The organism is Pseudomonas sp. VEM90, assembly GCF_054611535.1.
On record NZ_JBTRAR010000019.1, the window covers coordinates 82,941 to 108,752 of the forward strand.

20 protein-coding genes are annotated in these 25,812 nt (G+C 63.5%); 11 read left to right on the plus strand and 9 right to left on the minus strand.

Features of this window, described 5'->3' with window-relative positions; genetic code table 11:
* Positions 1-53 precede the first annotated feature (53 nt).
* Entirely contained in the window at positions 54-2,480 is a 2,427-nt protein-coding gene (locus ACYCCG_RS18425) for a TonB-dependent receptor (RefSeq protein ID WP_459671456.1), read from the plus strand.
* Positions 2,481-2,900: 420 nt separating this feature from the next.
* Here the strand turns inward: ACYCCG_RS18425 and ACYCCG_RS18430 are convergent, their stop codons facing one another.
* Positions 2,901-3,791: a LysR family transcriptional regulator gene (locus ACYCCG_RS18430; protein WP_209964761.1), complete on the minus strand. Its 891-nt coding sequence runs from the start codon at positions 3,789-3,791 to the stop codon at positions 2,901-2,903.
* A 102-nt stretch (positions 3,792-3,893) separates the two neighbouring features.
* On the opposite strand from ACYCCG_RS18430, the gene ACYCCG_RS18435 reads away from it, so the two are divergent.
* The 6 genes from ACYCCG_RS18435 to ACYCCG_RS18460 all read left to right on the plus strand — a co-directional run bounded on the left by ACYCCG_RS18435 (position 3,894) and on the right by ACYCCG_RS18460 (position 9,426).
* The gene (locus ACYCCG_RS18435) at positions 3,894-4,973 is read left to right on the plus strand and encodes an extracellular solute-binding protein (protein ID WP_339534413.1); all 1,080 of its coding nucleotides are present in this window, start codon (positions 3,894-3,896) and stop codon (positions 4,971-4,973) included.
* Between the two features lie 25 nt (positions 4,974-4,998).
* Positions 4,999-5,964, plus strand: coding sequence for an agmatinase (gene speB / locus ACYCCG_RS18440; protein WP_339534415.1), 966 nt, complete (start codon positions 4,999-5,001; stop codon positions 5,962-5,964).
* A gap of 232 nt (positions 5,965-6,196) precedes the next feature.
* Positions 6,197-6,514, plus strand: a complete 318-nt coding sequence (locus tag ACYCCG_RS18445; protein WP_209964766.1) for a hypothetical protein — start codon at positions 6,197-6,199, stop codon at positions 6,512-6,514.
* A gap of 22 nt (positions 6,515-6,536) precedes the next feature.
* Positions 6,537-7,682 carry a PQQ-dependent sugar dehydrogenase gene (locus tag ACYCCG_RS18450; protein WP_459671420.1) on the plus strand — a complete coding sequence of 382 codons (1,146 nt, stop codon included), beginning with the start codon at positions 6,537-6,539 and terminating at the stop codon, positions 7,680-7,682.
* 42 nt (positions 7,683-7,724) lie between these two features.
* A complete protein-coding gene (gene zapE / locus ACYCCG_RS18455; RefSeq protein ID WP_176684901.1) occupies positions 7,725-8,831 on the plus strand; it encodes a cell division protein ZapE in 1,107 nt (368 codons plus the stop codon).
* 13 nt (positions 8,832-8,844) lie between these two features.
* Entirely contained in the window at positions 8,845-9,426 is a 582-nt protein-coding gene (locus ACYCCG_RS18460) for a DinB family protein (RefSeq protein ID WP_176684902.1), read from the plus strand.
* Between the two features lie 75 nt (positions 9,427-9,501).
* Here the strand turns inward: ACYCCG_RS18460 and ACYCCG_RS18465 are convergent, their stop codons facing one another.
* The 6 genes from ACYCCG_RS18465 to trhP all read right to left on the minus strand — a co-directional run bounded on the left by ACYCCG_RS18465 (position 9,502) and on the right by trhP (position 15,446).
* Positions 9,502-10,500, minus strand: coding sequence for an alpha/beta fold hydrolase (locus ACYCCG_RS18465; RefSeq protein ID WP_459671422.1), 999 nt, complete (start codon positions 10,498-10,500; stop codon positions 9,502-9,504).
* Positions 10,501-10,575: 75 nt separating this feature from the next.
* A complete protein-coding gene (locus tag ACYCCG_RS18470) occupies positions 10,576-11,013 on the minus strand; it encodes a YqaA family protein (protein WP_003248912.1) in 438 nt (145 codons plus the stop codon).
* Positions 11,013-11,441: a DUF411 domain-containing protein gene (locus ACYCCG_RS18475; RefSeq protein ID WP_176684904.1), complete on the minus strand. Its 429-nt coding sequence runs from the start codon at positions 11,439-11,441 to the stop codon at positions 11,013-11,015. The genes ACYCCG_RS18470 and ACYCCG_RS18475 overlap by 1 nt, the downstream gene beginning before the upstream one ends.
* Before the next feature lie 14 nt (positions 11,442-11,455).
* Entirely contained in the window at positions 11,456-12,340 is an 885-nt protein-coding gene (locus ACYCCG_RS18480) for a copper resistance protein B (RefSeq protein ID WP_209964776.1), read from the minus strand.
* Positions 12,333-14,030 carry a copper resistance system multicopper oxidase gene (locus tag ACYCCG_RS18485; protein WP_459671457.1) on the minus strand — a complete coding sequence of 566 codons (1,698 nt, stop codon included), beginning with the start codon at positions 14,028-14,030 and terminating at the stop codon, positions 12,333-12,335. The genes ACYCCG_RS18480 and ACYCCG_RS18485 overlap by 8 nt, the downstream gene beginning before the upstream one ends.
* 81 nt (positions 14,031-14,111) lie before the next feature.
* Complete coding sequence (gene trhP / locus ACYCCG_RS18490; RefSeq protein ID WP_401100134.1) at positions 14,112-15,446, minus strand: prephenate-dependent tRNA uridine(34) hydroxylase TrhP; 1,335 nt, start codon at positions 15,444-15,446, stop codon at positions 14,112-14,114.
* Positions 15,447-15,579: 133 nt separating this feature from the next.
* Between trhP and ACYCCG_RS18495 the strand changes: the two genes are divergently transcribed.
* Positions 15,580-16,641: an AI-2E family transporter gene (locus ACYCCG_RS18495; RefSeq protein ID WP_209964782.1), complete on the plus strand. Its 1,062-nt coding sequence runs from the start codon at positions 15,580-15,582 to the stop codon at positions 16,639-16,641.
* A gap of 474 nt (positions 16,642-17,115) precedes the next feature.
* Here the strand turns inward: ACYCCG_RS18495 and phnX are convergent, their stop codons facing one another.
* Positions 17,116-17,943 (minus strand): phosphonoacetaldehyde hydrolase, encoded by an 828-nt coding sequence (gene phnX / locus ACYCCG_RS18500; protein WP_209964784.1) that lies wholly within the window; start codon positions 17,941-17,943, stop codon positions 17,116-17,118.
* Between the two features lie 34 nt (positions 17,944-17,977).
* Entirely contained in the window at positions 17,978-19,084 is a 1,107-nt protein-coding gene (locus tag ACYCCG_RS18505; protein WP_339444690.1) for a 2-aminoethylphosphonate--pyruvate transaminase, read from the minus strand.
* A gap of 112 nt (positions 19,085-19,196) precedes the next feature.
* Here ACYCCG_RS18505 and ACYCCG_RS18510 point away from each other — a divergent pair, with 112 nt between their 5' ends.
* From ACYCCG_RS18510 to ACYCCG_RS18520, 3 genes are all read left to right on the plus strand, one after another.
* On the plus strand, positions 19,197-20,060 hold the full coding sequence (locus ACYCCG_RS18510) for a LysR substrate-binding domain-containing protein (RefSeq protein ID WP_176684934.1): 864 nt from the start codon (positions 19,197-19,199) through the stop codon (positions 20,058-20,060).
* Between the two features lie 57 nt (positions 20,061-20,117).
* Entirely contained in the window at positions 20,118-21,140 is a 1,023-nt protein-coding gene (locus ACYCCG_RS18515; protein WP_209964789.1) for an AraC family transcriptional regulator, read from the plus strand.
* Positions 21,141-21,284: 144 nt separating this feature from the next.
* Positions 21,285-25,730: an NEL-type E3 ubiquitin ligase domain-containing protein gene (locus tag ACYCCG_RS18520; protein ID WP_459671426.1), complete on the plus strand. Its 4,446-nt coding sequence runs from the start codon at positions 21,285-21,287 to the stop codon at positions 25,728-25,730.
* The last annotated feature ends 82 nt before the right edge of the window (positions 25,731-25,812 follow it).

Here is a 25,812-nt window from a genome sequence, read left to right on the forward strand (position 1 = left end):
ATCAGCAACCCATTCTCATTTACGACTTGTCAGGAAGCTCATTCGTGCCTCTGATGCTCAAGCCCTTGCACCGCCGTCGCGGTTCTTTTCACCATGCCTTGATGTCTTGCAGTGCCTTGGCCTTGTTGTTCGGTCCCCTGCACGCAGGGGCCGCGACGACCGCCGAACAGACCCAGATGCAAGCTCGCCAGGTCCAGCTCGACCTGCCAGCCCAACCACTGGACCAGGCGCTGACCACCTTCGCCGACCAGGCCGGCCTGCACCTGCTGTACACCACGGGCGATGTCGCCGGCCAGGTCAGCCCGGCGTTGCAGGGTAACTACAGTGTCGAGCAGGCCCTGCAGCAGTTGCTGGCCGGCAGCGGCATGAGCTGGCAGTTCAGCGAGGCTCGCACCGTCACCCTGCGCAAGGCCGAGGCCGCGCCGCAGGCGGTCAACCTCAAGCCGATCGAAGTCAGCGTAGCCTCGCGCACCAGCACCGCCATCAGCGAAATCCCCGGGACCGTCTGGGTGGTCGAGCAGCAGCAATTGCGCGAGCAGATCGACAGCGGCGTCAGCCTGAAGGAAGCCATCGGCAAGCTGGTGCCGGGCCTTGACCTGGCGCCGGAAGGGCGCACCAATTACGGCCAGAACATGCGCGGGCGCAACGTGCTGGTGATGATCGACGGGGTCAGCCAGAACAGCTCACGCGGCCTGTCGCGCCAGTTCGACAGCATTTCGCCGTTCAACGTCGAGCGCGTCGAAGTGCTGTCTGGCGCCAGCGCCATCTACGGCGGTGGTGCCACCGGCGGCATCATCAACATCGTGACCAAGAAGGGCGAATCCGGCCCGGCGCGCTTCGAGACCCAGCTGGGGGCCAGCAGCGGTTTCAACAACAGCGACGACCTGGCTACGCGCTTCGCCCAGTCGGTCAGCGGCGGCAACGAGCGGGTCAATGCCCGGTTGGGCGTTTCCGGTGAGCAGAACGAAGCCTTCTACGATGGTGCTGGCGACCAGATCTTCATCGACAACACCCAGACCGACCTGCAGTACAACCGCACCATCGACGTACTCGGTACCTTGGGCCTGCAGCTGAACGACCAGCAGAGCCTCGACCTGTTGGCCCAGTACTACGACTCGGGAAACCACGGCAGCACGGGTATCTACTTCCCCAACCTGAACTACAACGCGCCATCCGACCTGGAAGACGCCGAGCTGCGCAGCGGTTATTCATCGGACCTGGAGCCGCGTACGCGGCGCCTGCTGCTCAATGCCAATTACCACCACACCGACGTGCTGGGCCAGGACTTCTACCTGCAGGCCTCGTACCGCAAGGAAGACGACAACTTCTACCCGTTCCCGTACTACAACCGTGCCACACCCACCGGCTCGCGCGGGGTGTACTTTGCCGCCTCGCAGCAGAACTTCGAGGTCACCAGCCTCAAGGGCCTGTTTGCCAAACAGTGGGATACGCTGAAGCTGACCTACGGCGTTGATCTGGATCGTGAGCGCTTCAACGCCGAGCAGACCACCTTCAACGCCCAGACCTCGTCCGAGTCGGGTGGCCTGGAGCTGGAAAAAGAAAGCAAGGCCGCACGCTACCCCAGCTACCGGGTGGATGGTGTGTCGGTGTATGCCCAGCTGGACTGGCATGCCACCGACAACCTGACATTGTCCGGTGGTGCCCGGCGGCAGCAGATGGACGTTGATGTCAGCGACTTCAAGGGTGTGCCAGGTGGCAGTAACGACTATCAGGTCAACCTGTTCAACGTCGGTGCCATCTACGACTTCAAGAACGGCCACCAGGTGTGGAGCAACTATGGCGAAGGCTTCGACCTGCCTGACCCGGCCAAGTACTACGGCAAGCCGGGCCTGAGCGTGGCCGATAACCCGTTGGCGGGTATCAAGAGCCGCCAGGTGGAATTGGGCTGGCGCTATGCCGACCTGGACTGGGATGCACAGGCAGCGCTGTACTACATCTGGTCGGACAAGATCATCAACGTCGATTCGCAAACGCTGACCATCGATGTGGAAGATCAGAAAAGCCGCGACTTCGGCTTTGAAGGAGCACTGACCCGGCACTTCCAGACCGGCTGGGAAGCTGGCGGCACATTGCACATGACACGCTCCGAGGAAGAGGCCACCGACGGCGGCTGGATCAAGCGCGATGCCCGTTATGCTTCGTTGTCCAAGGCCACCGCGTTCGTCGGCTGGAAGGCCGATGGGCGCAGTGCGCGGTTGCAGGCCAACCATGCCTTCAGCCTGAAGGACGATGCCGATCACGAGATTGATGGCTACACCACCTTCGACCTGCTGGGCAGCCAGGACACCGGTTTCGGCACCTTCAGTGCCGGTATCCAGAACTTGCTGGACAAGCAGTACAGCACGGTATGGGGACAGCGTGCGACGTTGTTCTATTCGCCGACCTACGGGCCGGCCTACCTGTATGACTACCAGGGGCGTGGGCGGACCTACACGCTGAGCTGGAGCATGGCTTACTGATTGTGGTGGCCTGAACGGGCCTGTTCGCGGGTAAACCCGCTTGCTCCTACCACAGCGCCGTCTTCAGACGTTGTGAGCCCCTGTAGGAGCGGGTTTACCCGCGAATACGGTGGTGGCGGCGACGGTGAACGGCAGGTTGAAATTGGCCAGCAGGGCCGGCCTCTTCGCGGGTAAACCCGCTCCTACACGACGGCCTGTGCCCAGCCACCGACCTGTGTCCACCCCCGATCCGGCGTAGGAGCGGGTTTACCCGCGAATACGGTAGCGGCGGCAACGGTGAACGCCTGGTGGAAATTGGCCAGCAGGGCCGGCCTCTTCGCGGGTAAACCCGCTCCTACACGACGGTGCCTGTGCCCAGCCACCGACAGGTGTCCACCTCCGATCCGGCGTAGGAGCGGGTTTACCCGCGAAGGGGCCGGTTCAGGCAAACGCCGCCAGCAAATCCTGCGCAAATACATGGGCTGCCTCGCCAACCCCCTGTGCCCGGTGCCGGGCCAGGGTAAACGGCACCTCAAAATCAAGCGCAGGGTCCAGCGCCCATAACAGTCCTTCGGCCTCCCAGGCCTGTGCACAATGGCATGGCAAGTAGCCAATATGCCGCCCAGACAGCATGAACGTCAGCACGCTTTCGATCTGCTCCGCCACTGCCGTGCTGCGTCTGCTCTGGAACGGTTCGCCCCCTTTGAGAAAACGGTACGGATGGCGCACTTGGTCCATGTCCAGCAACCGCTCAAGCCCAACATCCGTTTCGCCGTACAGCACATGCCCCCTGCCGCAATACAGCCGCTGCCGCTCCGCGAACAAGGGCTGGTAATCAAATGCCGCCTGGTTGCCGGAAAAGTAGCTGATGGCATAGTCCAGCCGCTGCTCCAGCAACAGCCGTTCCAGCTCCGCCGGCGGTGCACTGACTAGCTCCAGTTGCACCGATTCCTCTCGCCTGCGAAATGCCGCAATGGCCGCCGCCAGTTTCAGGCTCACCGCCTTGTCCTGATTTTCCGCCATGCCGATGCGCACAGTTCCCAGCAGCCGCCCGGCAACGCCGTTGGCCTGCTGGCGAAACTGCTCGATGTTCAGCAGTAGCCCACGCGCCGCGTCCAATAGCAGTTCACCTTTTTCCGTCAGGCGAAAACCACCTTTGCCGCGGCTGCACAGGCGGTAACCCAAGCGTGCCTCCAGTTGCGCCATGCGCTGGCTGATGGTGGGCTGGCTCAGGCCCAGCACGCCTTGAGCGGCGCTGAAGCCACCTGCCTCGACTACAGTGACGAACAGCCGCAGCAGGTGCAGGTCGGGATCGTGCACTTGTCCCAGCATTACATTGCTCCTGGTGAATGTCAGCTTTTCAAACTTGCCATTGGTGCAATGTAACCCGGCTGGCATGCTCGCGGCATCCACCCATTTACCGAGGTGTCCGCCATGCGTCGATCGTTGTGCCTTTTGTCTCTGGTTCTGGCCCTGCCGCTGCAGGCCGAAGAAAAGGTCGTCAACCTCTACAGTTGGGCCGATTACGTTGCCCCGCAAACCCTGCAGCGCTTCGAACGGGAAACCGGCTACAAGGTGCGTTACGACACCTTTGACACCCCCGAGGTACTGGAAACCAAGCTGCTGACTGGTGGTAGCGGCTATGACGTGGTGGTGCCGTCATCCACCGTGCTGGCCCGGGCGCTCAAGGCCAATGCCCTGCAACCGCTGGATGCTCAGGCCATGCCTGGCTACGGCAACCTCGACAAGGACCTGCTGGGCAAACTGGCCGAGGTTGACCCCGGCAACCGCCATGCTGTGCCGTACACCTGGGGCACGCTGGGCCTGGGGGTAAATGTGGAGGCGGTACGCCAGCGCCTTGGCGATGTACCGCTGGACAGCCTCGACCTGTTGTTCAAGCCCGAGTACGCCGCCCGCCTGAAGGGTTGCGGCATCGCTATACCCGACTCGCCCCAGGAGGTGATCGGCGTAGCCCTGAACTACCTGGGCAAGGACCCTTACAGCCAGAACAAGGGTGATCTGGCCGCCGTGCAGAACCTGCTCAGCCAGTTGCAGCCGTCGATCAGCTACGTCGCCAACGGCCGGCAGATCAACGATCTGGCCAATGGCAGCGTGTGCCTGGCGCTGACCTACAACGGTGATGCAGCGATGGCCGCCGACCAGGCCCGTCGTGCCGGCAAGCCGTTCGAGGTGATCTACCGCATCCCCCGCGAAGGCACGCTGGTATGGCAGGACAACCTGGTCATCCCCAAGGACGCCCCACACCCCGAGGCCGCCCGGGCGTTCATCGCCTTCATGCTCAAGCCAGAGTCGGTGGCAGCGCTGACCAACACGCTGTTCTTCGCCAACGCCAACCAGGCTGCCACACCGCTGGTGGACGAAGCGGTGCGCAACGACCCGGATATCTATCCGTCGGCCGAGGTGCGTCAGCGCCTGTATGCCGACCGCAGCATGGCCCTGGCCGACCTGCGCCAACGCAACCGTCTGTGGACCGCCTTCCGCAGCCGGCAGTAGCCCATGACAATCAAGGAGCCCGACCGTGGACCAAGCCGCAAGCAACGACCAGGCAATTACCCGCGATAGCCTGTATGGGACCGCCGCAGAAAGCACCTACGCCGGTGTTGTCAGTTTTTCCCGCCGCCGCTACAGCCGCGACTTGCGCGGTGTGGATGTGGTGGTCAGCGGTGTGCCGTTCGACACGGCCACCAGTAACCGCCCCGGCGCGCGCTTCGGCCCGCGGGCGATCCGTACTGCCTCGGTCCAGCAGGCCTGGGCCCGCCACTGGCCGTGGGCGTTCGACCCGTTCGACCACCTGGCGGTGATCGACTATGGTGACTGCCCCTTCGACAGCGGCACGCCGCAGTCGGTACCGGACAGCATCGAGGCCCATGCCGAGCATATTCTGCAGGCGGGTTGCGCCATGCTCACCCTCGGTGGCGATCACTTCATCAGCTACCCGCTGCTCAAGGCTCACGCCCGCCGCCATGGCCCGCTGGCGCTGATCCATTTCGATGCGCACAGTGACACTTGGCCGGACGAGGCGGGCAAGCGCATCGACCACGGCACCATGTTCTGGCATGCCGCCCGCGAAGGCCTGGTTGACCCGGCCCACTCGGTGCAGATTGGCCTGCGCACGACCAATGACGACAGCCAGGGTTTTGCCATTCTCGATGCTCGGCAGGTGCACCGCCAGGGCACAGAGGCGGTGATTGCGGCGATTCGCCAGCGGGTGGGCGAGCGGCCGGTGTACCTGACCTTCGACATCGACTGCCTCGATCCGGCCTACGCGCCCGGTACCGGAACACCGGTGTGTGGCGGGCTGAGCACGGTGCAAGCGCTGGAGATTCTGGGGGGGCTGCGTGGCATCAACCTGGTAGGCATGGACTTGGTGGAAGTGGCGCCAGCCTATGACCATGCCGATATCACCGCGTTGGCCGGGGCAACCCTGGCCATGGAGATGCTGTGCCTGTATGCGGCGCGGCACAAGGTGGACAACGGCCAGTAGATTTTGCGGCCATTCGCGGGCAAGCCCGCTCCCACACGTGTCTCACAGGCCAGAAATCTGTGGGTGACCGTGGGAGCGGGCGCGCCCGCGAATGGCTGCAAAGCAGCCCTCCGAGGCCCATACTGAAACATCAGGAATCATCTCCACCCGCATTCACACTTTTGCCGCGAACCCCTCGCGCCTTAGGCTATCAAATCCACCAGGCGCGGCATTTTCGTACAGGAGGTGAAGCATGACCCCGACATTGCCCATCCTGGCCCTCGGCCTGGCCTTGTGCCTGCCCGCGCACGCGGCGGCGCAGCAGCCCGTGCCACGTGCTGCCGGCAACAACAACCCTTACAACAGCCCGATCCAGCGGGCCAACCCCAACAGCCGTCAAGGCAGCATGCCGCCTGCGCCACCGGTACGTGGCCCATCCACCGCCCCGTACCAGCGCCCACCCACCCTGGACAATCGTGGCATCGGCAATGGCGACAACCTGCGCCGCCAGCAGCAAACCCCGAACCTGGAACCCACCCGGCCACCGCGCGACAACCCACGTGCGCCTTAAGCCCACTTGAAAGGAATCCGGCATGCTACGAACACCCTGGCTGGCCAGCCTGACGGCCGCCGCGCTATTGCCCTTGTGGGCGCATGCGGCGGCCGAACAGCGGTTTCCCAGCGAAGAAGGTACCTTGACCGTCAGCACGCTTGCCGATGGCCTGCGCAATCCCTGGGCACTGGCCTTCCTGCCCGGCGGCAAGGACATGCTGGTGACCGAGCGCGCCGGCAACCTGCGGCTGGTCAATGCCGAAGGCAAGGTCGGCCCGTCGATCAGCGGTGTACCCAAGGTCTGGGCCGAGGGCCAGGGCGGCTTGCTGGATGTGGCGCTGTCACCGGAGTTCGGCAAGGACCGCACCGTCTACCTGTCCTACGCCGAGGAGGGCAGTGACGGCAAGGCCGGAACTGCGGTCGGCCGCGGGCAGCTGTCCGAAGACCGCGCCCGGCTGGAGAACTTCACCGTGATCTTTCGCCAGCAGCCCAAGCTGTCGGTGGGTAACCACTTCGGCTCGCGGCTGGTGTTCGACCGCGACGGCTACCTGTTCATCGCCCTGGGCGAGAACAACCAACGCCCCACTGCCCAGGACCTGGACAAGTTGCAAGGCAAGGTCGTGCGTATTCTGCCGGACGGCGAAGTGCCCAAAGACAACCCCTACGTCGGCAAGGACAACGTGCGCCCGGAGATCTGGTCATACGGCCACCGTAATCAGCAAGGTGCCGCGCTCAACCCCTGGACCGGCCAGCTGTGGACCCATGAACACGGCCCGCGCGGGGGGGATGAAATCAACATTCCAAAGCCTGGCAAGAACTATGGCTGGCCGATTGCGACCCACGGCATCAACTACTCGCTGCTGCCCATCCCCGAGGCCAAGGGCGAGCATGTGGACGGCATGGTCGACCCGCACCATGTCTGGGAAAAGTCACCGGGTATCAGCGGCATGGCGTTCTACGACAGCCCGGCGTTCAAGGCCTGGGACCACAATCTGTTCATCGGTGCGTTGGCCACTCAGGAATTGATCCGCTTGCAACTGGACGGCGACAAGGTGGTGCATGAAGAGCGGTTGCTCGGTGACCTGAAGGCGCGTATCCGTGATGTGCGGCTGGGGCCGGATGGGTACCTGTATGTACTGACGGAAGACAAGGATGGCGCGCTACTCAAGGTCGGCCTGACCGACTGACGCGCTCCTGCACCGAGGGTGGCAGTCGGGTAGAATGCGGCCATGGCCATCGACCCCCAAACCCTCTACCAGCAAGCCCTGAGCACTCAGGGCTACGTTGCTGACCCCGCCCAGGCCCGCGTCGTCGAGGCCTTGCAAGGCTGCTTCCAGTCCCTCGAGCAGGGCCGCCCCACCCAGGGCCTCTACCTCTGGGGCCCGGTCGGGCGCGGCAAGACCTGGCTGATGGATCAGTTCCACCAGTGTCTGCGCATACCGAGCCGGCGCCAGCACTTCCACCACTTCATGGCCTGGGTGCATCAGCGCCTGTTTCAGCTCAACGGCACCGCCGACCCGCTGCTGGCCCTGGCGGCAGAGCTGGCGCGGCAAATCCGCGTGCTGTGCTTCGACGAACTGTTCGTCAACGACATCGGTGATGCGATCATCCTCGGCCGCCTGTTCCAGGTATTGTTCGATCAGGGTGTGGTGATCGTCGCCACCTCCAACCAGCCACCCGAGCAGCTCTACCGCGATGGCTTCAACCGCGAGCGGTTCCTGCCGGCCATCGCTGCCATTGGTCGTCACATGCAGGTACTGCCAGTAGTGGGCGAGCAGGATCACCGCCTGCACCCCGGTGAAGCGCGGCAGCGCTATTGGGTAGCCGAGGCGGAGCAGGCCAGCCAGTTGGGCAAGGTGTTTCGCCAGCTCAGCCCTGAAGATACCGGCACTGATCAGCCTTTGGTTATTGGCTCAAGGCACATTCAAGTCGTGCGGCGCAGTGAGCAGGCTATCTGGTGTCGTTTCACCGATCTGTGCGATCAACCCCTGGCGGCCATGGAGTTCATGGCCTTGTGTGACCGTTTTTCCTCGATTCTGGTATCCGGCATTCCGGCGCTGGGCGGGGAGCAGCGGGCGGGGCGTATTGCCCGTGGCACCGAAGATGGCGCGGCGAGGGTAGTGGCGGGCGACCGTGAACTGCCTGCGCTGTCGCCCAAGGACGATGCGGTTCGCCGTTTCATCGCCCTGGTCGACGAATGCTATGACCGCCGGGTGGCGTTGTACCTGGAGGCACAGGTGCCGCTCGATGCGCTCTACACTCAAGGTTATCTGGCGTTCCCGTACCAGCGTACCCTGAGCCGGCTGCGGGAGATGCAACTGCAACGCTTCGCCTGAAAAGGAGCCGACCATGCAGCCGTTATCGCATCATCTGCTGACCCAGGCCTATAACAATGGCTGGGCCAATCACCGCCTGTACAAGGCCTGCCTGCAACTGACCCAGGACGAGTTCGTCGCCCCGCGTTGCAGCTTCTTCCCGTCGATCAAGGCCACCCTCAACCATTTGCTGACGGTGGATTGGTTCTACCTGCATATGCTGGAGTGCGAGCAGCGCGGCGAGCAGCCCGATGCCGACGGCGAACGCTTTTTCGACCCGGAACAGCCGTTTGCCACCTGTACCGACCTGCATGCCGAGCAGGCCCAGGCTGACCACCGTTTGATCGCCTACTGCCGGGGGCTGAGTGATGGCGACCTGGGCCGCTATGTGAGCGTCGTGCGGCCTGATCGGGTGCAACGCGAGCAGCGGCTGCGTTTGCTGGCGCATCTGTTCGAACATCAGGTGCATCACCGTGGGCAGGTGCACGCGATGCTCAGTGATACAGCGGTCAGGCCGCCGCAGCTGGATGAGTTTTTCTGCGAGGAAGAGGCCGAGTTGCGGGCGGGCGACTTTGCCGAGCTGGGCTGGACAGAAGCGCTGGTCTGGAACGTGTAGAGGAACCCTGTGGCAGCAGCGGGCTTGCGCAAAATTCCAAAGCCTGTGCGCTCCCACGGGGGACCAATCATTGGCTCACTTGCCCAGCCATTCGACCAGGGTGCGATTGAACCGCACCGGTTCCTCGATTTGCGGCGCATGCCCCATGCCTTCGAAGGTGATCAGCTCACCTTTGGGTATCAGCTCGGCCACCTGCGGCCCCAACTCTGCATACTTGCCCAGCTTGGCCTTCAACTCCGGCGGCGCGATATCGCTGCCGATGGCCGTGGTGTCCTTGTCGCCGATCAGCAGCAGGGTCGGCATCTGCAGGTGCTTGAACTCATGGTACACCGGCTGGGTAAAGATCATGTCGTAGATCAGTGCCGAGTTCCACGCCACCGCTTCATGCCCGGGCCCTTTGTTCAGGCCCACCAGCATCTGCACCCAGCGTTCGTATTCAGGCTTCCAGCGCCCGACGTAATAGGTTTTGCGTTCATAGGCGCGTACGCCTTCGGCATCCAGCTTGAGCTCGCGGGCATACCACTGGTCCACGGTGCGGTAGGGCACGCCGAGGGCTTTCCAGTCTTCCAGACCGATCGGGTTGACCATTGCCAGGCGTTCCACCTGCTGGGGGTACATCAGCGCATAGCGGGTGGCGAGCATGCCGCCGGTGGAGTGACCGAGCACAATGGTTTGCTTCACACCCAGCCGTTCGAGCAGGGCATGGGTGTTGTCGGCCAGTTGCTGAAAGCTGTACTGGTAATGCGCCGGCTTGCTCGACGTACAGAAACCGACCTGGTCGGGGGCGATGACCCGGTAGCCGGCCTTGCTCAGGGCGTCGATGGTGGTTTCCCAGGTGGCGGCGCAGAAGTTCTTGCCGTGCATCAGCACCACGCTGTGGCCATTGGCCTGGCCTTGGGCGGGCACGTCCATGTAGCCCATCTGCAGGGCCTGGCCTTGGGAGGTGAAGTCGAAATGCTTGAGTGGGTGCGGGTAGCTGAAGCCTTCGAGCTGGGGGCCGTAGGTCGGCGACTCGGCAGCGATGGCCGAACTGCTGGCAAGGCAGGCCAGGGCAAGGGCGGATGCGCGCAGCATGGGGGTACTCCGTGTAGGGCCGGGTTGATTGGGGCGACTGTAACAGCCAGTGGACCACGCGAAACCTGAAAGGTGTTACCAGGCGTGAAACCAGCCTAGGGTAATCATCGCAAGCACTGCATAGCGGCCAGCCTTGGCCAGGGTCACCAGCAACAGGAAGCGCCAGAACGGCTCACGCATGATCCCGGCGATCAGCGTCAGCGGGTCGCCGATTACCGGCATCCAGCTGAGCAGCAGCGACCATTGCCCCCAGCGTTGGTAGCGCTGCTGCGCACGCGCCAGCTGGGCAGCGCTGAAAGGAAACCAGCGTTTGTCGCGCAGGTGCTCGATGGCCCGGCCCAGCAGCCAGTTGACCACCGAGCCGAGCACGTTGCCCAGGGTGGCTACCAGCAGCAGGATGGCCCATGCCTCGGGCTGGCGCAGTAACAGACCGACCAGCACGGCCTCTGATTGCAGCGGTAGCAGGGTGGCGGCACCAAAGGCGCTGAGAAACAGCGCCCCCAGGCTGAGCATCAGTAGTTGGCGACCACGGTGTCCTGGCCATTCTGGGTCACCCCGATGACCTGGTAGGCATCCTTGTGGTCACCCATCTCCATGCCGGGCGAGCCCATGGGCATGCCCGGTACCGCCAGGCCCTTGAGGTCGTTGCGCTTGGCCAGCAGGCGCACCTGCTCGGCCGGCACGTGGCCTTCGACAAACTTGCCGTCGATCACCCCGGTGTGGCACGACGCCAGGCGCGGCGCCACGCCCAGGCGTTGCTTGACGGCGCTCATGTTTGGCTCGACGTGGTCATTGACGATAAAACCGTTGTCACGCAGGTGACTGATCCAGGCCTTGCAGCAGCCGCAGTTGGGATCGCGGTAGACGTCGATGGTCTCGGCGGCCTGGGCCAGGCCGGTGACGGCCAGCAGGCTCAGGGTCAGCAGGTGTTTGCGCAGCATGGTGAAGCACTCCTTTAAAAACGCAGGCGGATACCGGCGACCAGGCGGGTCTGGCCCAGGTCTTCGCCGTCTTCGCGGGCCTGGCTGGCACGCGAGCCGTGCAGGCGGTTGAAACTGAGCCCTACGTAGGGGGCGAAGCCGCGCGTGATCTCGTAGCGCAAGCGCAGGCCCACCTCGCTGTCGGCCAGCCCCGCGCCTTGCTCGCGCCCGGCGTCGTTGCGCCCGTAGAGGTTGGCCTCCAGGGTCGGCTCCAGTATCCAGCGGTTGGTCAGCAGCATAGCGTAAGCGGCTTCCAGACGCAGCGCGGTCTGTTGCCGTTCGCCTGCATAGGCGGTGGCTTGCAGCTCCAGGCCATACAACGGTGTGCCCTGGATGCCGAGGGCGGCCCAGGTTTGGCCACTGGCAGGCTTGAAGTCCTGGCGTACGCCGGCCACCAGTTCCCACCACGGGCTCACGGCATGGCCCCACAGCGCCTGCAGCTCGGCCTTGTGGGTCTTGCCCTGTTCGCGTTCGCCTTCGGTGCGCAGCCACAAGCGGTCGATATCGCCGCCGACCCAGGCGGTGGCGTTCCAGTTCAGGGCGCTGCTGCTCTCGAAATTCTGGTATTCGAGCTTGTCCACGATCACTGCCCAGTTCAGCGCCCGGTCATGCACCTGGTGCCCTGGCAATGGCGGGAATGCGGCGCGGCGGTCGGCGTCGGTGATGGCAGGCAGGGGTGTGCGAGGCTGGCTGAGGGAAGGCTGGCCATGGCCCATGCTTTCATGGTTCATGGGCATGGCCTGATGGCCCATCTGGCCGTGGTTCGTGTGTTCGAAACCCGCGGCCATCGCCCGTTCACTGGCGAGCAAGGTCAGTAGCGTCACGCCTGCCACGATGCTGCGGTTGCGGGTGTCATTCATCGACGCGTACCTCGCGGAGCATGCCGCTCTCCATGTGGTAGAGCAAGTGGCAGTGGTAGGCCCAGCGGCCCAGCGCGTCGGCGGTCACCCGGTAGGCGCGTCGGCTGCCGGGCGGGATGTCGACGGTGTGCTTGCGCACCAGGAACTGGCCATGCTCGTCTTCCAGGTCGCTCCACATGCCGTGCAGGTGGATGGGGTGGGTCATCATGGTGTCGTTGACCAGGGTGATGCGCACGCGCTCCCCGTAGGTCAGCCGCAGCGGTTCGGCGTCGCTGAACTTGATGCCGTCGAACGACCAGGCGAAGCGCTCCATATGGCCGGTCAGGTGCAGCTCGATGTCACGCGATGGCGGGCGGCCGTCCGGGTCGGGGTAGGGGCTGCGCAGGTCGGCGTAGGTCAGCACGCGGCGACCATTGTCACGCAGGCCTATGCCAGGGTCGGCCAGGTTGGGGCGCGGTGCCATGGTCTGCATGTCCACCAGCGGGTTGCCGGTTTCACTGACCGGGTGTTGCTGCATGGCCGGCATGGCGGCGTGGCTCATGCCGGCCATGTTGCCGTGGTCCATGCCCGTCATGGCATCCATGCTGCCGTGGCCCATGTCGTCCATGCTCAGCACCGGGCGCGGGTCGGGGGCTGGCACCGGTGCCTGCAGCCCGGCCGCACGGGCCAGGGTGCCGCGGGCGAAGCCGGTGCGGTCCATGCTCTGGGCGAACAGGGTGTAGGCGGGTTGGTCACCCACGGTCACCAACACGTCGTAGGTCTCTGCCACGGCAATGCGCAGTTCATCCACGCTCACGGGGGTCACCGGCAAACCGTCGGCGGCGATCACCGTCAGCTTCAGCCCAGGGATGCGGAAGTCGAAATAGGTCATGGCTGAGGCGTTGATCAGCCGCAGGCGCACGGTTTCGCCTGGCTGAAACAGGCAGGTGAAGTTGCCTTGCGGTGGTTGGCCGTTGAGCAGGTAGGTGTAGGTGGCGGCGCTGATATCCGCGAGGTCGGTTGGGCTCATGCGCATGCGCGCCCAGGCCGTGCGTTCGGCGACGGTGGGGCTCCAGCCGTTTTCGGCCACGTCCTCGATGAAATCGCCAACCGTGCGCTTGTGGAAGTTGTACGCGTCGGACTGCTTTTTCAGCGTCGCCATCAGTTGCTCCGGCGCCTGGTCTGACCAGTCGCTGAACAGCAGCACATGATCGCGCTGGTAGCGGTGCGTTTCGGGCTCGCGTGGCTCGATCACGATTGCCCCGTATACCCCGGCTTGCTCCTGCAGCCCCGAATGGCTGTGGTACCAGTAGGTGCCGCTCTGGCGCAGGGTGAACTGGTACAGGTAGTCGCCGCCGGGCTCGATGCCAGCGAAGCTCAGGCCAGGCACGCCGTCCATGTTGGCTGGCAGGATGATGCCGTGCCAGTGGATCGAGGTGTCCTGCGCCAGTCGGTTGCGCACGCGCAACGTCACAGTGTCACCTTCGCGCCAGCGCAGTAGCGGGCCGGGCAGGCTGTTGTTGACGGTCAGTGCGGTACGCGGCCGGCCTGTGATGTTGACCGGGGTCTGGCCAATGAACAGCTCGAAATGCTGGCCGGCCAGGTCTCGGCCTTCGGCGGCCTGGGCCAGCGGGCGCCACAGCCCCAGGCCCGCCAGCGTGCTGGCGGCGCCCAGGCCTTTGACAAACGTACGGCGGGAGGGGTTGCGCAACATGGCGTGGCCTCATGCAAAAGAGCCACGATGTTCGCTGCCGCCGGCTGTCAGGTAGCTGAGGTGCACATTACAGTGTTGTCAGCTTGTTGCTTCGTCGATGCGGAGGTCGCGCATCAGCAGGCCGTAGTCGAGGGCAACCTGTTCCGGGATCGGCAGATACACCACATGGCCATCGCCCGGTGCGACCTCGATGGCGTGCTGCTGACGGTTGCACAGGCGGTGCAGGTCGAAGTGGTAGTTACCGCGCGGGGTCATCAGCTCCAGATGGTCGCCCACGGCGAAGCGGTTCTTCACCTTGACCTCGGCCAGGCCGTCGACGCGCACGCCGGTCAGTTCGCCAACGAATTGCTGGCGCTCGGACACCGAGTTGCCGCGCTGGTAGTTCTGGTACTCGTCGTGCACGTGGCGGCGCAGGAAACCTTCGGTGTAACCGCGTTGCGCCAGGGATTCGAGGTTGCCCATCAGGGCGCGGTCGAATGGCCGCCCGGCCACCGCGTCGTCGATCGCCTGGCGATACGACTGCACCGCGCGGGCACAGTAGAAGTGCGATTTGGTGCGGCCCTCGATCTTCAGCGAATGCACACCCATCAAGGCCAGGCGCTCGACGTGCTGGATGGCGCGCAGGTCCTTGGCGTTCATGATGTAGGTGCCGTGTTCATCCTCGAACGCTGGCATTTCAGTGCCGGGGCGGTTGCTTTCCTGTAGCAGGAACACTTGGTCTGTGGGTGCACCCAGGCCCAGGGTGGGCTGCACTTGGCGCACGATGTCACCGGTGGCGTTCTCGGTGGCCGGCGTGGCGTCGTATTTCCAGCGGCAGGCATTGGTGCAGGTGCCCTGGTTGGCGTCACGCTTGTTGAGGTAGCCCGACAGCAGGCAACGGCCGGAATAGGCCATGCACAGGGCGCCGTGCACGAACACTTCCAGCTCCATGCCCGGCACCTGCTGGCGGATTTCCTCGATTTCGTCCAGCGACAGCTCCCGCGACAGGATCACCCGGCTCAGGCCAAGTTGCTGCCAGAACTGCACGCTGGCCCAGTTGACGGTGTTGGCCTGCACCGACAGGTGCACCGGCATCTGTGGGAAGTGCTGGCGCACCAGCATGATCAGGCCGGGGTCGGACATGATCAGCGCGTCCGGGGCCATCTCGATCACGGGTGCCAGGTCCTTGAGGAAGGTCTTGAGCTTGGCATTGTGCGGGGCGATGTTGACCACCACGTAGAAGCGCTTGCCCAGGGCATGCGCCTCCTCGATCCCCAGCGCCAGGTTGGCGTGATCGAACGCGTTGTTGCGCACCCGCAAGCTGTAACGTGGCTGGCCGGCGTAGACCGCATCGGCGCCGTAGGCAAACGCGTAGCGCATGGTCTTGAGGGTGCCGGCGGGGGCCAGCAGTTCGGGCTTGGCAGTAGGGTTCATGTGCGCACCGGGGCAAAAAGGCGGCGATGCTAGGGGGGATGGACAGGGTGCGTATTGATTTGCGTCAAGTGAGCGCGGCACTTTTGTCCAGATGGCGTGCACTAATCACTCATACGCCATTCGAGGAACTGCGATGAACGAAACCGCGCTACAGAACAAAGCCCTGGCAGTACTTTTGGCGCTGGTGACCATTGCCTTCTTCTGGATTCTGCTGCCGTATTACGGCGCAATCTTCTGGGCGGTGATCCTCGGCATCCTGTTCGCCCCGCTGCAGCGTAACTTGCTGATCCGCTGCGGGCGTCGGCGTAACCTTGCCGCAATCACCTCCACGCTGGTGTGCCTGCTTGTGGCGATCCTGCCGGTGATCATCACCAGCGCGCTGCTGGTACAAGAGGGCGCCACGCTGTACCAGCGCATCGAAAGCGGGCAACTGGACATCGCCGGTTACGTCGAGCGCGGCAAGGACATGCTCCCGGCATTCGCCCAGCGTGGCCTGGACAACATGGGCATGGGTAACCTCGACGGGTTGCGTGACAAGATCACCAAGTGGGCAACCCAGGGTAGCCAGGTATTGGCCAGCCAGGCGTTCAGCTTTGGCCAGGGCACGTTCGAGTTCCTGATCAGTTTCGGCATCATGATGTACCTGCTGTTCTTTTTCCTGCGTGATGGCCCGGACGTCGCGCGCCGGGTGCGCATGGCCGTACCGCTGCCCGAACACCAGAAGCGTCGTTTGCAGTTGAAGTTCAATCGTGTGGTGAGGGCGACGGTGAAGGGCAACGTGCTGGTGGCCATTACCCAAGGTGCGTTGGGTGGCTTTATTTTCTGGGTGCTGGACATCCCGAGTGCGCTGGTGTGGGCGGTGCTGATGGCATTTCTGTCGCTGCTGCCGGCGGTGGGCGCGGGCATCATCTGGGCGCCGGTGGCGGCGTATTTCCTGCTGACCGGGGCGATACTGCCAGGGGTGGTGCTTACCGCGTTCGGGGTGCTGGTGATCGGCCTGGTGGATAATGTGTTGCGGCCCATCCTGGTGGGCAAGGATACCCGCATGCCGGACTACCTGATCCTGGTGTCGACCCTTGGCGGGCTGGCGGTGTTCGGCCTCAACGGCTTCGTGATCGGCCCGTTGATCGCGGCGCTGTTCGTCTCCAGTTGGGCGATCTTTGCCGCGACCAAGCCGCAGATGCAATTGCCGTAATAGCGTTCTAGCTCAGGTTTGTCGGTCGTAGGAGCGGGTTTACCCGCGAATAGGCCGGGCCTGCTGGCCAATTTCCACCCGCCGTTCACCGTTGCCGCTGCTACCGTATTCGCGGGTAAACCCGCTCCTACGCCGGATCGGGGGTGGACACAGGTCGGTGGTTGGGCACAGGCCGCGTGTAGGAGCGGGCTCACCCGCGAATAGGCCGGGCCTGCTGGCCAATTTCCACCAGGCGTTCACCGTTGCCGCTGCTACCGTATTCGCGGGTAAACCCGCTCCTACGCCGGATCGGGGGTGGACACAGGTCGGTGGTTGGGCACAGGCCGCGTGTAGGAGCGGGTTCACCCGCGAAAGGGCCGGGCCTGCTGGCCAATTTCCACCCGCCGTTCACCGTTGCTGCCGCCACCGCATTCGCGGGTAAACCCGCTCCTACACAGATTGGTGGCGGACACACATACAGAGAAACCGCAGGTGTCAGAAGGCTTGCGGCATCTCGCCCTTGGCCAGGCGTCGGTTGATGTCGGCAATCACTTCGGGCAGATCGTTGATGGTGTCGATCAGGTAGTGTGGGCGGGAGCCGGCAAACAGTGCATGGATGCGCTGGCGCTCGCTTTCCAGTTTTTCGGCACTCAGCGCTCGGAAGCCTTCCCAGGTCAGGCCCAGGGCATTGCCCGAGCAGACCAGCGCCACGGTCCACATGCCGGCACGGCGGCCTTCAAGAATGCCTGGCACGGTGTCGTCCACCTTCACGCAGGCCGCTACATCGTCAATCCCCAGCGCAATCACGTTGGCCAACGCCTGGGCCGGCCATGGGCGGCCGTTCGGGGTTTCATCGGTGGCCACTACATGGTCGGCTATGTAGCCGTTCTGCGCCGCCAGTTCCACCACCTTGTCCATCACCACTTTCGGGTAGCCCGAGCACGAGCCGATCTTCAGGCCGTCCTGGCGTAGACCGGTGAGGGTGTCCAGCGCACCGGGGATCAGCGCCGAGTGCACGGCGATCTTCTCGATCTGCAGCGGCATGAAGCGGTTGTAGATGGCGGTGACGTCATCATCGGTCGGGGTGCGGCCGAACACCTTGCGGTAGCGCTCGGCAATCTCCGGTACGTCGCACAGGGTGCGGATATGGTCCCATTTGCCCATGCCCATCGGGCCTCGGGCTTCCTCGATGGACACCTGCACGTCGAACTCGGCAAAGGCCTCGACAAAGATCTGGGTGGGGGCGAATGAGCCGAAGTCGACCACGGTGCCAGCCCAGTCGAGGATGGCCGCTTGCAGTTGGGTGGGGTTGTTGTAGTTCATGTGCGCAAGTTCCTGAGTAGGGGTGGGCAAAGCGTCAGATGTCCAGCACTTCCATTTCCCGCAGCACGTCGGCCACGGCGTTCACGGCGGCCTGCATGCCGTCCGCCCCGACCACACCGATACAGCCGACGCGGAAGGTTTCGACCTGGGTCAGCTTGCCCGGGTAGAGAATGAATCCCTTGGCCTTGACCCGCTCGTAGAAGTCCTTGAACTGGTAGCGGGCATCGGTGGGGGCGTGGAAGGTGACGATGATCGGCGCCTGGATTTCGGCGGGCAGAAAACTGCGCAGGCCGATGGCTGCCATGCCGTCGAGCAGCGTCTTGCAGTTGTCTGCGTAGCGCTGGTGGCGGGCCGGAAGGCCACCTTCCTCGTTGTATTGCTGCAGTGCTTCGTGCAGGGCCGCGACAACGTGGGTAGGCGGGGTGAAGCGCCATTGCCCGGTCTTGGCCATGTAGGCGTGCTGGTCGTGCAGGTCCATGGCCAGCGAGTGGGCGTTGCCTTCGGCGGCCGCCAGGGCGTTTTTTTCGGCGAAGACGAAGCCCATGCCGGGTACGCCTTCCAGGCACTTGCCGGAGGCTGCGATCAGCGCTTCGAAGGGGATTTCGCGGGCATCGATCGGCAATGCTCCGAACGAGCTCATGGCATCGATGATCAGGCGCTTGCTATGGCGTTTGATCACCTGGGCGATCTCGGGCAGCGGGTTGAGGATGCCGGTGCTGGTTTCGCAGTGGATCAGCGCCACATGGGTGATGGCCGGGTCTTCGGCCAGCAGCCGGTCGACGTCGGCGGCCGTGGTCGGCTGGTCTTCGGCCGTTTCGAAGGTGCTGTAGGTGCGGCCCAGCACTTTGCAGATCTTCGCCAGGCGCTGGCCGTACGCGCCGTTGATCAGTACCAGAACCTTGCCATCGCGTGGCACCAAGGTGCCGATGGCCGCTTCCACGGCGAAGGTGCCGCTGCCTTGCAGGGGAACGCAGTGGTGGCTGCTGGCGCCGTCGATGATGGCCAGCAGTTGTTCGCAGACGCTGGCAGTCAATTGGTTGAAGTCACGGTCCCAGGAGCCCCAGTCCACCAGCATGGCTTGGCGGGTGCGGATTGATGTGGTCAGGGGACCTGGGGTCAGCAGAATCGGGGCGTTGCTCATTCCGTTATTCCTCGCAAGCGGTGGGCTGAAACTACGGGGCCTAGGTTGCAATTCGCGCTGCCATCAATCAAATTGTTTGTTGTTATCCCAGCTATAAGTCAGGCCGATAAATATGAACCTGTTCCAGCTACGCGCCTTCGACGCCGTGGCCCGTGAGGGCAGCTTTACCCGTGCTGCCGAGCGCCTGTTCATCAGCCAGCCGGCGGTGACCGGGCACGTCAAGGCCCTGGAAGAGCACTACCAGATCACCTTGCTGCGGCGTACCGCACGGCGCGTGGAACTGACCGAAGAGGGCACGCGCCTGGCGGCCATCACCCGCGCCATGTTCGGCCTGGCCGAAGAAGCGCAGGCCATGCTCGAGGCCAACCGCCAGTTGCTGACCGGGCGCCTGGAGGTAGCCGCCGACGGCCCGCACCGGGTCATGCCTATGCTGGCGCTGCTGCGTGAACGGTACCCAGGCGTCACCGTCAACTTGCGCCTGGGCAATGCTCAGGAGACCTTGGCTGCGCTGCTTGGCGAGCATGCCGACGTGGCGGTGCTGACCGAAATCGAGCCGCGCAAGGGGCTGCATCTGCAAACGCTCTGTGAGTCGCGCCTGTGTGCGTTGTTACCCGTGGGGCATGCCTGGGCTAGCGAGCGGGAGGACTTGCCGTTGGCCGCGCTGCACCAACAGATCATGGTGCTGCGCGAACCCAGCTCCACCACGCGGCGCACCTTCGACAAAGCCTGTATCAAGGCGGGGGTGCAACCGCGCGTACTGCTGGAGTTGGACAGCCGGGAGGCAGTAACCGAGGCAGTGGCCTCGCAACTGGGGATTGGCGTTGTTTCTTCCACTGAAGTGGCCAATGATCCCCGGGTGGTGGCACGGCCCTTAGCCGGCGAGGGCCTTGTCAACCAACACGTGATCGGCTGCCTGGAGCGTCGTCGCGAACTGCGCCTGATTCAGGCATTCCTGAGTCTGGCCGCGGGGCTGTGATGGCTGTTTGCTGCGGGGCACCCTAATATGGCCGGCAATCAGCCGACAGGACCGTCGATGAGCGACAAAGACACCATTTCCATGCAACTGGTGCGCGAAGCGCTGTTGCAGACCTGCCCTGCCGGTGAGCCTGACAGTGGCTTGCTGGCCAGGGCGGGCATCGCCGTTGAACAACTGCACCTGCCAGAGGCAAGGGTCAGTGCCGAATCCTATGCCCGCCTGTGGCGCTTGCTGGCCCGGCGCTGCAACGACGAATTTTTCGCGATGGACCCGCGCGGTCTGTGCAGCGGCAGCCTGGCGTTCATGTGCCGTGCCAGCATGGGCCAACCGACCCTGGGCGCAGGCCTGGAAACCTCGCTGGCATTTCTGTCGCTGATGCTTCAAGACATGCAGCCCAGCCTGGTGCGCCAGGAAGGCCTGGCCGAAATTGTCATCAATGAACCGCGTGACGAACCGCGCCGCGCGTTCACCTATTTCACGTTCTGGATGATCGTGCATGGTGTGGCTTGCTGGCTGGCCGGGCGGCGCATCCCGATTCTGAGCATCGATCTGCGTTGTGCCGAACCCCCCTTTTGCGACGACTACCGGGTCATGTTTTCGGAGAACCTGCATTTTGAGCGTCCACGCACACGCATGATCATTGCTTCGCAATGCCTCGACTTGCCCCTGCGCCGCAGCGAGGAGGAGTTGCAGCGTTTTCTGGCCGAAGCGCCGGGCAATATCCTGGTCAAGTACCGTGACCCGGCCAGCCTCGGGCGGCGTATCCGCACCGACCTGTTGCGCCTGGCCCCTGAGCAATGGCCTGATGCTGACAGCCTGGCCCGGCAGCTGTGCCTGTCGCCATCGACCCTGCGGCGGCGCCTGGCAGAAGAGGGGCAGAACTACCAGGGCTTGAAGGACAGCGTACGACGGGAGCTGGCGATCGCCTGGCTAAGCCAGGAAGACGTGGCCATGGGCGAGCTTGCCGAGCGCTTGGGGTTTGCCGACAGCAGCTCGTTCTATAAGGCATTTCGCAAGTGGTTCGGCTGCAACCCAGGGCATTATCGGGCATTGATCCAGGCGCGAGGGGCTGGGCACTGAAGGGCGAACACTTCCCGCTGTAGTGCATTACCGCGCGGGCCCAGAAGGCTTACCGAGCAGGCGCCGATCGAACCCGTTCCCCCTGCATCCTGGTCCGGCATTTGAACAACATGGTTGGCTTCGCCAATAGCTGTGGAACCCACCATGAACATCAACGCTACTGCCCATGACCCATTCATAGGTGCCCGATTACCTGAGTGGCTCAAACGCGCGTCAAGGGGCCAGATCAACACACTGCGCACCACGCTGAACGCGCACCATGCCAACCAGGCACGCTTGAGTGGCCTGACGCTCGAGCTACTGCCGCTCCAGCAGTTTGCCGAGAAACACCTGGCGGCTTTGCTGGATGCACCGTTGCCGGACGGGCAGGTATTTGCCCAGCTCGAATGGCTGCGGGTCGCGCCGCGCTTCGGCACATTGCCAGGTACCTTGCAACAGACATACGCATACAGCCAGACGCGTGAAAATGGGTTACTGCGGCTGATGCGCAACTTTGCTGCGAACACCCGCTACTACGAGGGCACGGGGTTGGTTTTGCCAGGCAGCGATAAACCATTGAATGCATCGCTGGAGGCATTGATTACCGCCTGTCGTGATCTGGACGTTGGTCAGCGCTATCAGGACGCGTTGCAACGGGTCTTCCAGCCAGCGACCCAGGCGATGCTGGCTGAAGACAAACGTTCGGGGTTGAAGCTGGCGACCGAACTAGCGGCTTTGCAGGGAAACATAAGCGTCGATGTGCAGCTTGCCTTGCGTGAGGTGGTGGACCACGGTCAGGAGAAGCGACAACAAGGGCTCGAATGCAAACCCATGCTGCTGAGGGCAATAGGGCAACCTGTGGTCGATGGCTTGCTGATCCACCTGCATGACAAGGCGGGAAATGAACGGGGCATCGTACTTTACCTGCCTGGTGATCCCCGGCAGGCATTGCGGTTCTTCGACAATGCCCCCTCCATGAACAATACCGTGGCGATGTTGTTGCAAGATCCGGGTTACTGGCAGTACTTCACGCAGCTCATCAGCCTTGAGCACCGTGCAGGTTTTGTCAGTACCCTTGGCAAGCGCTTGAAAGACAAGGTGCCGGACCTGGAGCTTGAGGGTGAAACACCTGGAGGGGGGATCTTCACGCAACTGGCTACTCGGCAAGTGCAACAGGTCAAGGAAGATGCCCGGTTGCTGCTGGTACCGACCGCTGACGCTGATAGCCGGGCGGTAAGCGCCAGGCACGCTGAGTGGAAGGCGGCAGGTCTGGACCTGGTAAACCTCGCCGGCCTTTTCATCCCGGCTGTGGGGGGCGTGCTGCTGGGTCAGGTGGTTACCCAGACTTGCGCTGAAGTGTTCGAAGGGGCAAGGGACTGGTCGAAGGGGCACCAACACGAAGCGCTGCAGCATCTGCTGGGGGTCGCCGAAACCTTGGCGGCCACCGCGGCGACGGTGGCGGGTGTCAGTTTTGTGCGCAGTGCGTTTGTCGCGAGCCTGGAGCCGGTAAGCCTTGGGAACGGGCAGGGTCGCCTGTGGCAGTTCAACGCCAGGAATTATCGATCATTGCCGGACCCTATCGATCTGCTCGGAGAGGGACGCAATGGCGAGACAGGCCACCGCGGGGTCCGTATCGATGGACGCTACTTCGAAGTGCATCAGCCTGTCGCCGATGGCCCCTATCGCCTGCGCCATGCTGCGAGTGAGGGCGGCTACGGGCCGGTCGTGCTGCACAACGGTGAGCGTGGCTGGCAGTTGATGCGTGAGCAACCACTAAGCTGGCAGGCGCCTGCTCGCATGCTGGATGCATTATGGCCACAGCATCCCCCTGTCGACGCGCATCAGGCCGAGCAGATAATGCGGGTGGCAGGTATCGATGAAGACCTGTTACGCGGCGTTCTCGTGGAGAATCGCCCGGCTCCGGTGAGCCTTGGTCAAACCTTGCGTGCTTTCCAGGCGCATGCGCGCATTCAAACGTTTTTCGAGCGTGTTCGGCTGAAGGCGTTGATGCCAGCGGACAGTGAACTGCTGGCCTGGTGTGAAGCAAGGCCTGGCGTGGGCGCCGGACTGGAGCAGATGCAGGTGCATGAGGCCGGGTTGCGGCCGCCATTGTTTGCCCACCTGACAGAGCAGTCACTTGCAGCAGACCCGCTGAGCATGTTGGTCAAGCGGGACTTCCCGGGTTTGCCTTCGGCCTACATAAATGAAGTAACCGGCCAAGCGCATGAGCTTGAGCACCAAATGGCGCGGGTCGAGCGGCGGCTGCCATTGCCGTGCGCGAACAACGCCCGTTCGCTCTTGCGTCTGGCTCGCCTGAGCCGGGGGCTGGCGGGATTGTATCTGAGCACAGCGTACAGTGATGTCACCGGCGAGTTGGCCCTTGCGTTGCTGGATAGCTTCGAACTCGAGCAACTTGACCTCGACTTGCGTGACGGCGGGTTGGAGGGGCGGTCTATCAGGCGCCTCGGTAGCGGCGGGCAAACCGAAGCAAAAAGAATAGTGGTCCGGCATGAAGGCAGGTTTCTGATCTACAACGGGTCAGGTGTGCCACACGAGCTTATCGCTGACGAGCCTGGATGTATCTTCGAGGCGCTATTTACCGCACTTACGTCGGAGCAGCGGGCAGCGATGCAACTGGTGGGCAGCGCGGCGGCGAGCCAACTGCGCGAGAAGCTTCTGGCGCGATTACCCGCTTCCCATTGGGATATCGCGCGCATGCTCGGCTGGCCAGAGGAGCAGCCCTGGCTCAATCCAGGGCGTCGCATGGATGATGGGCGCGTGGGATACCCGCTAAGTGGCCGCCCTGGCGCTGCACCCAGAGATGAGCGGGTGATCATTCGTGACCAGCTACGGTCGCTTTATCCTGGCCTGGACGAGGCAGCGCTCGATTTAGAGCTGGCGCGTGTGCAGCAAGGTTCGCAGCCAGTCTTCGAGCGCCTGGTCGAACTGCAGGAAGCACATGACCAACTGGTGCTATACCTGAATCGCTGGGTCGGTGCCGAGTTGCAGCAAGGTCGGCAAGCCGCCCGCAGGTTGGCGGCCGACAGCATCCTGCGAGCCTGGCGACTGCAGGGCGAGCCTGTTTCGGTCGGCGGAGGGCAAACACAAGGGCAGCGCTTGTCGATGAGTGGTTTGAGTCTGCGCACACTGCCGGCACTACCGCCGCACATCGATTTCCATCGCATTACCCTGCTGAGCGTGACCGACACCCTGATCACTGACATTCCGGCCGACTTCCTTCGCCCGTTCACTGCCTTGACGCACCTGAACCTCAACAACAACGCGTTGATGCGTCTACCAACAGGCATTGCCTATTTACCGAATATTCAATCGCTTCGGTTGGCGCATAACGAGATACGCCTCGATGCCCAGGCGATCGGCGTTGTGCATGGTTTGTCCAACCTTGCGCATCTTGATCTCAGTCATAACCGGCTGGAAGCGCTGGACATGAGTTTCCACCAACTTTCTCGGCTGACAAGTCTGAACCTGCGTCATTGTCGCCTGGGTAGTTGGCCGCGTCGCCTGGAACTCTGTGGTCTACTCGAGCGTGCTGACCTGCGCAACAACCAACTCCGCGAAGTGCCCACCGAGATTCAGCTGATGCCTTATGCATTTCGACGCGCCATCCTGATAGAGGACAACCCCTTGTCGGTCATGCAGCAACGAAGGTTGTATGCACTCGATGTGATCGAAGAACACCGGCACTCGCCTGAGCAGTTGGGGTCAGTTGACCTGGTCAGGGCCCGTACGCGTTGGGTAGGCCATACGGATGCGACGGTTCGGGCCGAGCGGGAGGACATGTGGCTGCGGTTGCTGGAGCAAGCGGGTAGCAGCGGGTTGTTCAGGTTGTTGGCTCGCCTGGAAATGACAGCGGACTGCAGCGAAGCGGGTGAAGGGCGGGATGCGCTGGTTGACGGCGTATGGACACTGCTGGGTGCGCTGGACGGCGACCCGGTGCTGTGCCGGCGGATCTTTGAGCGGGCCGGCCTGCCGCTGTCATGTTCGGACGCCGTTGCCAGCCATTTCAGTGCATTGCAGGTATTGGTAAGGCAGGCGCAGGCCGAAGCCGCCGCAGTCAACCCTGAACGCAGGGGCGAGTTGCTTGAGCTGGGCAGGCAACTGTTCCGGCTGGATCAACTGGAAGGGATAGCCTACCGGGATGGCCGGCAGCGTCTGGCTGCCAGTGAACATGTTGACCAGTTGGCATTGGGGTTGGCTTACAGGGTGCAACTTCGTAGCCGTTTGCGGTTGCCCAACCAGCCGCATGCCATGCGCTATCCCGATGCTGTCGCGCTGACACAGGCCCAGGTAGAGGATGCATTCCTGCGGGTTACGCGCGCGCAGACCATCGAGGGCCTGACCGATAGCCTGAGCCAGCGCGCGTTCTGGCGCCGATACCTGCGCCAGCAGCATGACCAAATGTTCGATGCCCTCAGTGCGGATTACACTCGACGCACGCTTGAGCTGCAGGCTCAACGTCCTGTCTTGGCGCCGGCGGCCTTCGAGCAGCGACTACGGCGGCTGCAGGAACAGCAGGTCCTTGATGTCGAGCGCCTGGTCGCAGGGCTCACCCAGTCCTATCTGCGTGCAGCCGAGCGCGCAGAGGGGTGATGGGCGGCGGCCAAACCAGTCATCCAGATTGACAGCTTTGGCCATTGCCGCCGCGCATGAGCGGCGCGAACATCGTCGGACC

Bases quoted from the DNA above. Each gene is read 5' to 3' on its own strand.
- ACYCCG_RS18465 (WP_459671422.1), bottom strand. From the start codon at position 10,500: ATGCTGCGCGCATCCGCCCTTGCCCTGGCCTGCCTTGCCAGCAGTTCG.
- trhP (WP_401100134.1), bottom strand. From the start codon at position 15,446: ATGAACCCTACTGCCAAGCCCGAACTGCTGGCCCCCGCCGGCACCCTC.
- ACYCCG_RS18460 (WP_176684902.1), top strand. From the start codon at position 8,845: ATGCAGCCGTTATCGCATCATCTGCTGACCCAGGCCTATAACAATGGC.
- ACYCCG_RS18430 (WP_209964761.1), bottom strand. From the start codon at position 3,791: ATGCTGGGACAAGTGCACGATCCCGACCTGCACCTGCTGCGGCTGTTC.
- ACYCCG_RS18480 (WP_209964776.1), bottom strand. From the start codon at position 12,340: ATGAATGACACCCGCAACCGCAGCATCGTGGCAGGCGTGACGCTACTG.
- zapE (WP_176684901.1), top strand. From the start codon at position 7,725: ATGGCCATCGACCCCCAAACCCTCTACCAGCAAGCCCTGAGCACTCAG.
- ACYCCG_RS18505 (WP_339444690.1), bottom strand. From the start codon at position 19,084: ATGAGCAACGCCCCGATTCTGCTGACCCCAGGTCCCCTGACCACATCA.
- ACYCCG_RS18435 (WP_339534413.1), top strand. From the start codon at position 3,894: ATGCGTCGATCGTTGTGCCTTTTGTCTCTGGTTCTGGCCCTGCCGCTG.
- ACYCCG_RS18470 (WP_003248912.1), bottom strand. From the start codon at position 11,013: ATGCTCAGCCTGGGGGCGCTGTTTCTCAGCGCCTTTGGTGCCGCCACC.
- ACYCCG_RS18445 (WP_209964766.1), top strand. From the start codon at position 6,197: ATGACCCCGACATTGCCCATCCTGGCCCTCGGCCTGGCCTTGTGCCTG.
- ACYCCG_RS18450 (WP_459671420.1), top strand. From the start codon at position 6,537: ATGCTACGAACACCCTGGCTGGCCAGCCTGACGGCCGCCGCGCTATTG.
- ACYCCG_RS18425 (WP_459671456.1), top strand. From the start codon at position 54: ATGCTCAAGCCCTTGCACCGCCGTCGCGGTTCTTTTCACCATGCCTTG.
- phnX (WP_209964784.1), bottom strand. From the start codon at position 17,943: ATGAACTACAACAACCCCACCCAACTGCAAGCGGCCATCCTCGACTGG.
- ACYCCG_RS18495 (WP_209964782.1), top strand. From the start codon at position 15,580: ATGAACGAAACCGCGCTACAGAACAAAGCCCTGGCAGTACTTTTGGCG.
- ACYCCG_RS18515 (WP_209964789.1), top strand. From the start codon at position 20,118: ATGAGCGACAAAGACACCATTTCCATGCAACTGGTGCGCGAAGCGCTG.
- ACYCCG_RS18510 (WP_176684934.1), top strand. From the start codon at position 19,197: ATGAACCTGTTCCAGCTACGCGCCTTCGACGCCGTGGCCCGTGAGGGC.
- ACYCCG_RS18475 (WP_176684904.1), bottom strand. From the start codon at position 11,441: ATGCTGCGCAAACACCTGCTGACCCTGAGCCTGCTGGCCGTCACCGGC.
- ACYCCG_RS18520 (WP_459671426.1), top strand. From the start codon at position 21,285: ATGAACATCAACGCTACTGCCCATGACCCATTCATAGGTGCCCGATTA.